This window comes from Pseudomonas sp. GW821-FHT04D07 (assembly GCF_059420225.1).
In genome coordinates this window covers 66459-76890 of sequence record NZ_JBWKTH010000032.1, presented here as the reverse complement: position 1 = coordinate 76890, position 10432 = coordinate 66459, and the positions used below count along the sequence as shown (strand labels likewise).

7 protein-coding genes and 1 pseudogene are annotated in these 10432 nt (G+C 54.8%); 1 reads left to right on the top strand and 7 read right to left on the bottom strand.

Annotation, left to right across the window (positions count from 1 at the left end; genetic code table 11):
- A pseudogene (locus AC07T0_RS27210) lies at positions 1-978 on the top strand (hypothetical protein); the annotation flags it as partial.
- A 196-nt stretch (positions 979-1174) separates the two neighbouring features.
- Here AC07T0_RS27210 and AC07T0_RS27205 read toward each other — a convergent pair.
- The 7 genes from AC07T0_RS27205 to AC07T0_RS27175 form a co-directional block, all read right to left on the bottom strand.
- The gene (locus AC07T0_RS27205) at positions 1175-1435 is read right to left on the bottom strand and encodes a short-chain dehydrogenase (RefSeq protein WP_495004084.1); all 261 of its coding nucleotides are present in this window, start codon (positions 1433-1435) and stop codon (positions 1175-1177) included.
- A gap of 428 nt (positions 1436-1863) precedes the next feature.
- Positions 1864-2088, bottom strand: a complete 225-nt coding sequence (locus AC07T0_RS27200; protein ID WP_495004088.1) for a type II toxin-antitoxin system RelE family toxin — start codon at positions 2086-2088, stop codon at positions 1864-1866.
- A 25-nt stretch (positions 2089-2113) separates the two neighbouring features.
- On the bottom strand, positions 2114-2341 hold the full coding sequence (gene relB, locus AC07T0_RS27195) for a type II toxin-antitoxin system RelB family antitoxin (protein WP_495004083.1): 228 nt from the start codon (positions 2339-2341) through the stop codon (positions 2114-2116).
- A gap of 187 nt (positions 2342-2528) precedes the next feature.
- Entirely contained in the window at positions 2529-4778 is a 2250-nt protein-coding gene (locus AC07T0_RS27190; protein ID WP_495004082.1) for an autotransporter outer membrane beta-barrel domain-containing protein, read from the bottom strand.
- A gap of 240 nt (positions 4779-5018) precedes the next feature.
- On the bottom strand, positions 5019-6989 hold the full coding sequence (locus AC07T0_RS27185; RefSeq protein WP_495004081.1) for a hypothetical protein: 1971 nt from the start codon (positions 6987-6989) through the stop codon (positions 5019-5021).
- A 211-nt stretch (positions 6990-7200) separates the two neighbouring features.
- Positions 7201-9117, bottom strand: a complete 1917-nt coding sequence (locus AC07T0_RS27180) for a hypothetical protein (RefSeq protein ID WP_495004080.1) — start codon at positions 9115-9117, stop codon at positions 7201-7203.
- A 328-nt stretch (positions 9118-9445) separates the two neighbouring features.
- Complete coding sequence (locus AC07T0_RS27175) at positions 9446-10408, bottom strand: NAD(P)H-quinone oxidoreductase (protein WP_495004079.1); 963 nt, start codon at positions 10406-10408, stop codon at positions 9446-9448.
- Positions 10409-10432: the final 24 nt, after the last annotated feature.

Sequence of the window (10432 nt, the reverse complement as noted above, 5' to 3'; positions counted from 1 at the left end):
ACCTGGACCGGCACTGCGGGAGAGGGTTCGCACACCACCCCGGCACAGGCGCTGCCCACCAGCCGCGAGATCCCTATCCCGGTCGAGGTGCTCGCCTACAACCTGGGCAAGCCGGTGACGGTGACCTACAGCGTGATTCGCAACGGCGAAGCCTCTGAACCCTCAGCCGCGCTCAACCTGGCGGTGCAGACCCTCGCTCCCGGCGATCTGCAGGGCGCCAAGCCGAAAATTCTGCAAGCCGAAAACAACGGTGATGGCCTCGAACTCGACCTGAATGCCATTAGCGCCGACGCCACCTGCTGGGTTGGCACCTGGCCTCTGATTGCACCAGACCAGGACGTGTGGCTGCGCCTCAAAGGTACGAAGGCCGATGGGACTCTTCCCTATGACCTGAATATCTGGGCGCCGCCGCCATGGGGGCCGAGGGTTAATCCGACCTGGATTGCCCAGGGTTTCTATGAGGTTGAGGCCGTCTACAGTTATCTGAAAGAGCTGAAGGACGGCAGCACCCTGACGATGGAGTTCAAGGTGGACTTCAGCAAGACCACCAACGAGGCCAATGCGTTTATCTTCCCGCTGCGCACTTATACGGTGATCACTTCTTTCGAACACTACACCTCGTTCACAAATGGAGACTTGAACGGCTGGTCGATTGACTCAGAGAGTGTAATCAGGAATGAGGATGGTAATGACTACTGTGAGATGAACCTCATAACCCTGGCGAACCCACCTCTGCCTCTTGGGAAACGCTATGAAGTCAGTGTGCGAGCGCGCAGCGTCCACCCTGGACTAAAGTTAGTACTGGCGCTTTTGCCTAGTCTTCAACCCGAACAGGCCCATCTGCTCACCCCCCAATGGCAAACATATTTTTATACGATCGAAGAGCTTTCACAAAGTTTGAGTTTTTTAATATTCGTTGTGTCAGACGGCATAAGCAAAGTTGATGTTGACGACATTCATATTCGTCAGTTTAGATAGAACTCGGTGAGCAGACTCAAGGGGTAACGATTTTATATCGAAAGGGTGACCGAAAAGCTGACTTATTTAGTTGAGCAACTGGCGCTCTCAAGGCCCTCTTCGCTGGCAAGCCAGGCTCCTACAGGACGGTGTCCAACGCAAATCAGCAGTACGACACAGGTCTGTAGAAGTTTGGCTTGCGACACGTTTTCAGCAATCAGACCCGCAGCCGCCAACCCAGTACATCCATCAGATCACAGCCATCACGCATCACCATCGCGGGGACTTGGATAATGTGTTGAAAGTCGATGTCATTGGCATTGTGCAGTTCGATACGGGACAGGGCTTCGAGCATTTGCGTCGCCGCGAGGAAGCGGGCAGCGGCGTTGGCGTGGAGAACATCGGCGGGGCTTTCGGCGTCGATCAACAGGCTGGGGATCAGGCAGTCGATGGCTGTGAGGGGTATGTATTTAGACATGGGTAAGGCCTCGTTTGTTAAATGAGAGCCATCACTCAATCGTCGCCAAACGAAAGAAGGGTGGCAGCTGTACGCAGGTTGGCGAACCGGGATAAAACGAGCAAAATCCGGCAGACCCGAAGGTCTCCCGCGCACAGCCGCCATAACGCAGCTTTGCGGGTACAAGTATCCCTGCAATAAGCTCACTCAGGAAGCCTCAGCACATTTTATCGACGAGTCGCCAAACCCGTATCACCAATGAAGGCGATCAAAGGACTATAAACCGCTGACTTCCGAGGAATCAATGCGGGGAATTGTTACCAATCATTCTCCCGGCTCGAAGCAAGCGCAAACCTTATTCAGGACGGGACACATGACGAAAAAGCCCAGTGCAATGCACCGGGCTTTGGGTGTCGAGATCATGGACGTGGGAGCGGATTATGTTGGGTTCAGCGGTAAACTTCTCGGCGATTGCCAAGCTGTACAACCAATATCCGTAATGCACCGTCCTGGATTTCACAGATGACTCGAAAGTCGCCTACGCGATACCGCCACAAGCCACCCAATGGGCCTGTCAACGCCTTGCCAGTGGTTCTCGGATCATCCCTGCTGGATACCCGCTCATCCATAAAATCCAGAATGCGCCTCGCTGACTGTTTGTCGAGCTTGCGCAATTGCGTTTTGGCCGTGTCGGTGTAATCAATCGTCCATACCAAGGTCTTTCCTTACGTCCGCAGCAGAGTGAACGACTTCTTTATTTTTTCGGACACGCTCCAAGACTTCAGCCGCGAGGTAGTAATCCTCAAGGTCAGTCAGGCCATGATCAATGATTTCACGCAGATAATACGCTTTGGTACGCCCGGTACTGGTCGCCAAAAAATCCAGGCGCTGCTCGATTTCGGGTGCCAGGCGAATGGAAGTGGCCATGTCTGAGGCTCCTATGTAATACATGTATTCACCTTATCACAACTCTACGCGGCAGCACTCAAGCAGGTGCGAGTCGAATGAGCAGAAGGTATGCCAACCCGACCAGCGGCCCACTGCTGTCCCTTCGAAAAAAAGCCCGGCGCACTGCACCGGGCGTTTATAAAATCGTCAGAGTTGTCCGTCTGACTTACCAGCTATACCGCAACCCCACATTCGCGCCGAACGGCTGCTCGATGGACTTGCCATTGGCATAGTCGAAGTCGGCATGCACCTGCAGGTCCTTGGACAATTTCACCGCCACACCGGCGCCGAACTCGGCACGCGAGCCGGACAGGTCGTTGTTGAACACGGTGTTATTGACCTTGACCTGATTGTTCTTGGCGAACTCATGGGCCACCGCCGCGCGCAGGTAGGGCTGTACCACGGTGCCGCTGTCCAGGGTCAGGTTACGACCGACCGTGCTCCCCACCTTGCCGAGGAACGAACGGGTCTGGTCACCCTCGGCCTGCAGGCCGTTGTTCAGGTTGTAGTTCTTGCCCTGGATCGTCACCGCCGACAGTTGCCCGAACGGTTCGACGAAGTAATCGTTATCCAGCTTGATATGGCGACCAAACTCGGCGGAACCGCCGATACCGGTATTGCCGTAGTTACCCTTGGACTGCGTGCCGTCACTCATGGTGACTTTCGCTTCGTTCTCGAAACGGTTGAGTTTGACCACGCCGTCGAAGTAGTAGCCAGTGTCCGGATCCAGCCAGGTGGTGTAACCACCCACGTAGTAGCTCTTCACATTACCGGTGGTGCCGCCCTTGAGGTCGAGATCCGAATTGCTATGCCCGGCCATGGCACCGATCAACCAATGACCGTCGCCCATCGACAGCGGCGCATCGGCGCCCAGGGTGAAGCCCTGCTGGTTTTGCGAATAGCCCACGCCGGAGCTGTCGGCCACGTTGTACTTGTTGCCATAAGCCCGCGCCCAGGAGCCGGACTGGCCATCGTTGAAGCGCAGCTCACCCATGCGGGTACGCAGGGACGTCAACTCGCCGTACCACACGGTCGGGGCGGTGTTGAACAGGGCCAGTACCGAGCGGGTGCTGGGGCTGACGGTTTTCTTGTCCGGATCGAGGAACCAGTCGGTGCCGCCGCTGCCGTTGCTGCTCGAACTCAGGCCATAGGAGTAGGTGCCGACATCCACGTGCCCACCCAACAGGGCGAAGGCCGCCGTCCCGGAAGCGGTGTGCACCAGGGTCAGCGCCTCGGGCGACAGCGGATCGACACCGGAACCGGCCACCAGCAGATTGAAGTTACCGCTGGAGGCACCGGTCACATTGAGCACATCATGCCGGTTGGTAGCAAAGTCCACATTCATGGCGAAGGTGCCATTACCGGACAGGCTACCCACGTTCAACTGGTAGAAGTTACTGCCCTGGCCCATGGTGACCTGGCCGTTGTCCATTGCCAGCGAGCCGACGGTATTGCTGGCCGTCATATTCCAGTTTGAATGGCTGTTGATGGTGACACCACTGACATTGTTCAGGCTGCCGGTGAACACCGAGCCATTGGCCAACGCCAGATTGCCGGTACTGCCGCTTTCGACGTTGAAATCGCCGGTCATATGACCGCCGTTGAAATTCAGGTTAGCGGTGCTATTGCCAGTGACGTCGACATTGCCGGTCAGGGCGCTGTTGGCGACGTTGACGTTGGCGGTGGAAGCGCCCTGGACTTCGAGGATGTTGCCGTTGCCGCCCGTGAGCGTCGAACCGTTCAAGACGTCGATACTGACATCGACACCATTGTTGACGTTGACTGCCGCGCCGGTCTGACCGTGCACGCTGGTGTTGTTGAGTACCAGGCTGCCGCTACCGACTCCCTGGGCATCCTGGACCATCCGAATCCCCTGAAGCGCACCGGTGATGGTACTGCCAGTAGCGGTCACGGCGCCGTCGCGGATGCTCAGTCCGGTGCTGCCAGCCCCGGTACCGCTGACAATGCTATTGGTCAGCTCAAGGGTGCTGGCGCCCGTGACCTGGGCGCCCGCAGTGACACCGGTGATCTGACTGTTGGAGACCCCTACTTGCGAACCGGTGGTCGTGCCGATCTCCCGGTTGACGGACAGGCCGAGAAAATCACCAGAAATGACGGCACCGGTGATGGTGCCGGTACTGTTGGTGACCGTCACGCCATCACCACTGACGGAACCACCATTAATAGTGAGCGTGGACCCGGATTGAACGGAAATAGTCCCGGTAGTCGCATTGGTTGCATTCAGGGTGCTGCCGTTGAGCACCAGATAAACATCCGTTGGGGTAGCAGAGCCGATATCCAACGTATCACCGTTGTCAACAATAGTAGCGGCCAATACCAACGAGGGGCTCGCCAGTAACGCACAAGCAAAGGACAGATGGCGAAACAAGGGGGTGAGTGCAACATTTGGAAGCATGGCTGATTCGTTCATATGCCGTTCTTCTCCTTTCATTGAGAGTATTTGCCGCTGGACGCAGTCACTTAAAGCAGCGAACGATACGGAGATAACCTGCACACATATGTAGGGATTTTCCCATTTGAAAGAAGGATTACTCCCTCAAGGCATCAACAAAACCAACCAATCAGACATCCAGAAAGGGGAAAGCTCACCTTCCTCCTTCCTGGCACTTCGTTTCTACAATCTCGCGAGAGCGAGTTATGGGCCAATGATCACACACGTCGGGCTGCCTTCCCCCGCCACCGCCATGTAAACCCTGACAAGATGACGAACCGCCGGAACAGTGAATCCATCGATCACTGCGCTATAGGTAATGGAACCCCATCCATCTCGCGTCAGCCGGAGAGGCTCATAGTCCAAGTACGCAATAAATCCGTTAGTGGCCTCTTCTGTAGTCGGTGTAAAGGTAAACTCAGCTTCCGTGCCTGGTATTTCCACACTCCCCGCAGCATCCGACCACCCCTGATAAGTAAACGTCAGTTCCTGATTGGCTAGCTGAGGTTCGCCGCCAGCGACCTGGATCGTGGCAACCCAGCCTCGTCCAGCCACATCACGTATAGCACCGCAGTTCAAGTAACCGAAGTTCGGATCAAGGTGCAAGAACAGGGGAGCAGGAATACTTTTTTCTAGAATGAATACATTAACCTCTTTCGCAAGGGAAGTATTGACATTATCGTTGATGTCCGGATGTGCGATTGTATAGTGCACGGGTAACTTTGAATTATTCCCCCCCGCGGCAATAGTCGCCCAAGGGATCACAAATGGAATATCGAAGGTCGGCGCTTCCAGCCCTGTCACCTTGTAAACACCATCGGGGGTCGGGTCATCCGGATCGCCAGGAACGGCAACGCCCTGCCAATACAGCTGAACGATATCATCCGCCTTATACAGGTCATAAATCCTCACCGAAGCGTCAGCATCCTGAGGGACATCTGGGAGGTCAATTTTATCAGGATCTGTCGTTACCCTGGCCTGAACAGTCACCAAATCCAATAATGGGTTTTCTGGGTCCTCTCCGGGTGTTGGACCTGGAGTACGCAAGTCGACCGTTATATCTATTGGCGGATTATATCTATAAGGTCTCTCCTCGCGAATGATTGAATAGGTAACAGGCACCGTTTTAACCCCATCCCCTCCCTGCCGCAAAATGGAAAGAGGTACACGACCACTAAACGTTGGTATTTCCGTAATGTCCACATCCGCAAGAGAGGTTCCATCCCACACAGCCCGAAATTTGTCACCCGGCAAGGGCGTCGTGTAATTCAGCAGCTCTACTGTCACGCCAAGATAAGCATCCTCCAGGTCAATCAGACCATCGGCATGCAACGGCACAACGGGTGCCTGCAGTCCCGTCGGCGACTCGGTTAGAATGACATCAATATGCTTGTACAATGAGTCGGGACCGGGATTCCCCGAACGATCACTCAACCTGTAATAAATTATTTTTTCCCCTCCCCCCTCAGCAACTATGACGTCCTTAGTCAGCTGAAAGGTTATCGGAAGCGCAAGGTCTGTCCGGATAAAGGTACCGATTTTCTCAGCCTGACCAACAGCCGAGCCATAAAACAACTGGACCTCATCATTGATTTTCGCATCTGCGTAGTTCCCAAGTACGGTGACCAACACGTAACCGGGTGCCCCGTTTAAATAATCCAAGGTAATGGCACCCGCGCTCTCGACCTCAGGAGGGAGTTTAACATAATCACCCGGGGCATTATTATTGGGCGGCATCTTGTCAATATGTATTACTGTCGGGGTCGGCGGCGGTGTTAAATTCCCTCCGGTATCAATAATGCAACTCAACGTAAAATCACCTGCCACGGATGTATATCCAGGAGGCAGCTCGAGTTCAAAGGGAAAATCGCCAGGAGGGATAGGCGTTACGTAAAAACGTTTCTGTCCGGCGCCCAGCCCCATCCATGATAACTGCGCATATCCGTCAACACCCGGATTACTGTCAATATCAAAGGCATCCAGAAGAAGTTTCAACGGTTGCCCCTGATGGACTCTAGGTAGCATATTAGGAAAATCACCCGGGACGTCGTCAAGCAGTGGGTTTTCGCTAGAAAAATAAGGCGCTGAAACTTCAGCTCTTGAGGTATCACGGCGCAACTTCAAATAATCGCTGCGCGCCTGCTCGGCCGTGACGGTTTTTTTTACTTTTGACACTTTACACCTCCATAAAACCAATGGGTTCTGTTTTTTTGAAGCGCACTCAAAGCCCAAGCCGTCGATACAAAGCGCCACAAAATTCAGCTATTTTTCAAAAAAATAAAACTTCAACTCAGCAACGCTCTCAATCGCACGTTTATCTCATGGACAACTCCAGTCACCTGACGGATTACCCTAATGCGTCCTTGAACTTCACGCCGACCACTTCCTACCCATCCGACAAGCAAAGATCATCATCGGGAGAGCAAACCCGCCCGCCCGCGAGCGTTCTGTTGATTTTTACAAAATTTCTCTTCGATCGCCCCACGCGACCATTGAGCTTTTCCAATCGATAATAAGCCATTCCAGAGTTTTCATTGACCATGGGAGCAATCAGTGTTTCATAGGGAAGAATCACGATCTCAAAGCCATTGGCTGCTTCGTCCGTTGACAATTGTTTACGAAAATCATCTGTGACTCCCGGAATAGGGTCCGTACCGTTCAAGTTGTAGCAACCCTGCCACGTCAAAATAATAGTGTCGCCCGCATTAAAATTAGGGTCACCGTCGATTCTCACCCTCACGCCCTCCCACAATCTGGGTACCGTACAACAATTCAGATAACCGTGTAGGTTCTGAGCGGCATCAGGAAACAAGGGCTCTTTCAAATTTTCAATAAAGACAATGGCAACATCCACCTCGGTGATCCGCGACACTTGCTGATTCACCCCATTATCAGTGGTGTAATAAACCGGTAGGGCCCGGTTATTCTTGTCCTGTTCGATCGCCGACCAGGGGATCAGGAAAGGAACAAGTTTCCCTGCCACATCACCCGGCAGAACGTCGTAACTATCCACGGGGGTAGCGATACCGCCCCAGTACACTTCGATACGCTCCGAAGGCTGTGGATTATCGTAAAGCTCAAGCGTTGCCGGAGCTGCCAGCCCGTCATCCAGGGCAGTCAACTGGTTTAGAAGACCGGATACGGCCCCTCGCACTTCAATCTTGGCCAATGTGGTATTCAGCAGCGCCGGAGCATTGACGTGATCCTGCCCGGCGATGGTGAAATCGACAGGGGCCGATGTCGGTTGGGAAGGCTGTGACCATGGCAACCCGCTACGCACCCGATAATCCACCTGCACGGTCAAGGGCCCTAACCCCCGGGCAGTCAAGGTCGGCCAAGGGACATAAATCACTTGAGGCCATTGCGTCGGATCGACAGGGTGTTCATTCAGGTCTGTACCATCCCAATTGACAACGATCCTCTGGGTGCCGTCTGAATTGTCATAGTCATCGATTTCGACCGTCACACCGCCTTGATTCGTCGCGCCCTCACGGGCATGCTCACGATCAATCAAGCCTCTGCTCGATAATGGGATCCGCGGTGGTTTGAGATTTCCGGGAGCGGGCGTCAAGTCGACCAAAATGGGCGACACTTCCGATCTTGGCCCGGTATTGCCGGCCAAATCTTTCAACCGATAATAAGCCCATCGCTTACCCGCTCCCGATTGGCGAATAGTGTCCTCGGTATAAGTAATAATCAACTGATCATTATCGATATCCTCCTGACTGAACTCTTGCTCACGGATAAAGCCATAACCGTCCGGAGGCAGTTCCAAGTCGGACCAGTAGTAAAAAGCCCGGTCCTTGGGAGCGATTCCAAAATAACGTCGAATCTGAACGCGTACTTGTCCCTCCCGGCCCAGGTACTCTTCAGTGATCACGCCATTAAGCTCCGAGGGAAATATGATTATTCCGGGTTGCTGATTATAGTTAGGGGGTTCAGTGTCTACTGTGACCAGCCGCTTCAGAGACTCTGCAGCGGGATTGACAACTGTAATTATGTAGGACAGCTCATAAACGCCATGTAACAGTTTGTCCATGGGAACGAAGACCGTTTTATCTCCCGGGCTGATCGGCTGGTCAAATTGGAACCGACGGACTGATACAAAGGGAGCCCCCGCCAAGCGCCACCCAACATCCACAAAATGAGTGAAATTCGGGTCACCGGCCCACTCAGGGATAATAACCACCAAATTATTAACCAACGCAGTAATCGGTAACAAACCATCCGCGCGTTGGGTACCATCGTCATTGGTGATAATCGCGGGCACCTCAGGCCTTTCGAAATCAGCCTGAATATTCATTAGCGGACTGCCTGTCGCTCCTTTAGAAACAGTTTTCCGTTGAAGAGCCATTATGCATGCCCCTGGATTAAGCATTGACTGGGCGCACTTAACCGCGAACTAAATGCCCGAATCAATTGACCGTTTATGTAAAGCGCTGGGGTTATTCAACACCCATTTTCGACGCTCGCCTACTGTCAGAAATGACAGGTCCGCGCACCGTTCGTCGGTTTATCCGAGGCTTAAGAGGGTTGAAAACAGCAGAAACTGCGTTCTGCCAAGAGCAAACAAAATGAGCGCAAAAAATGCGCTCATTAAAAGTCAAGAAGATGGCAAATCGCCTTAACGTTTAAACCAACTGTTCATCAATCACCAGCACCAGCTTCCCCGCCACCTGATTGCTCGCCAGCGCTTCAAACGCCGCCTCGGCATCCTTGATCGGGAAGGCCTTTGCCAACTGCGGACTCAAGCGCTTCTCGGCAAACAACGGCCAGACATGCTCGCCCAGGTCACGCAGCAGATCGGCCTTGAACTGATCATCGCGACTACGCAGGGTCGAGCCCAGCAACTGGATGCGCTTGGCGAGGATCCTGGCCAGGTCCAACTGGGTTTCGCGGCCGCCCATCAGGCCGATCAGCACCCACCGCCCGTCAGCTGACAAAAGTTTCACGTTCAGCGCCGCGTAGTTCGCGCCCACCGGATCGAGGATCACATCGAAGGGCCCGAAGTCGCTCAAGCCCTCGATATCGTCACCCCGCACCACCCCACCCTGGGCCCCCAGCGCCTCGCAATAGGCCAGCCGATCGGCCGAACCGACACTCACCCAGCAGGGGTTGCCGAAGGCCTTGCACAGCTGGATCGCCGCCGAACCGACGCCGCTGGCCCCGGCATGCAACAGCACCTTTTCACCGGGTTTGAGCGCCGCCAACTGGAATAGATTCAACCACGCCGTGGCGTAGACCTCAGGCAGCGCGGCCGCTTCAACCAGGCTCAGGCCTTCCGGCACCGGCAGCACATGCCGCCCGTCGACCACCACTTCCTCGGCCATGCCGCCGCCGGCCAGCAGCGCGCAGACCCGGTCGCCGACCTGCCAGGCGGCCCCCGGCCCGACTTCGCTGATCACCCCGGAACACTCCAGGCCCAGCACCTGACTGGCCCCCGGCGGCGGCGGGTAGAGCCCGGCTTTCTGCAACAGATCGGCGCGATTGAGTCCCGCGGCCGCCACCCGGATCCGCACCTGCCCCACATCGCAGGTCGGACTCGACTCTTCAACCCACTCCACTTGACCGTCAACGCCTTGCAATGCTTTCACAGTGCCTCCATAGTGAGTCTGGAC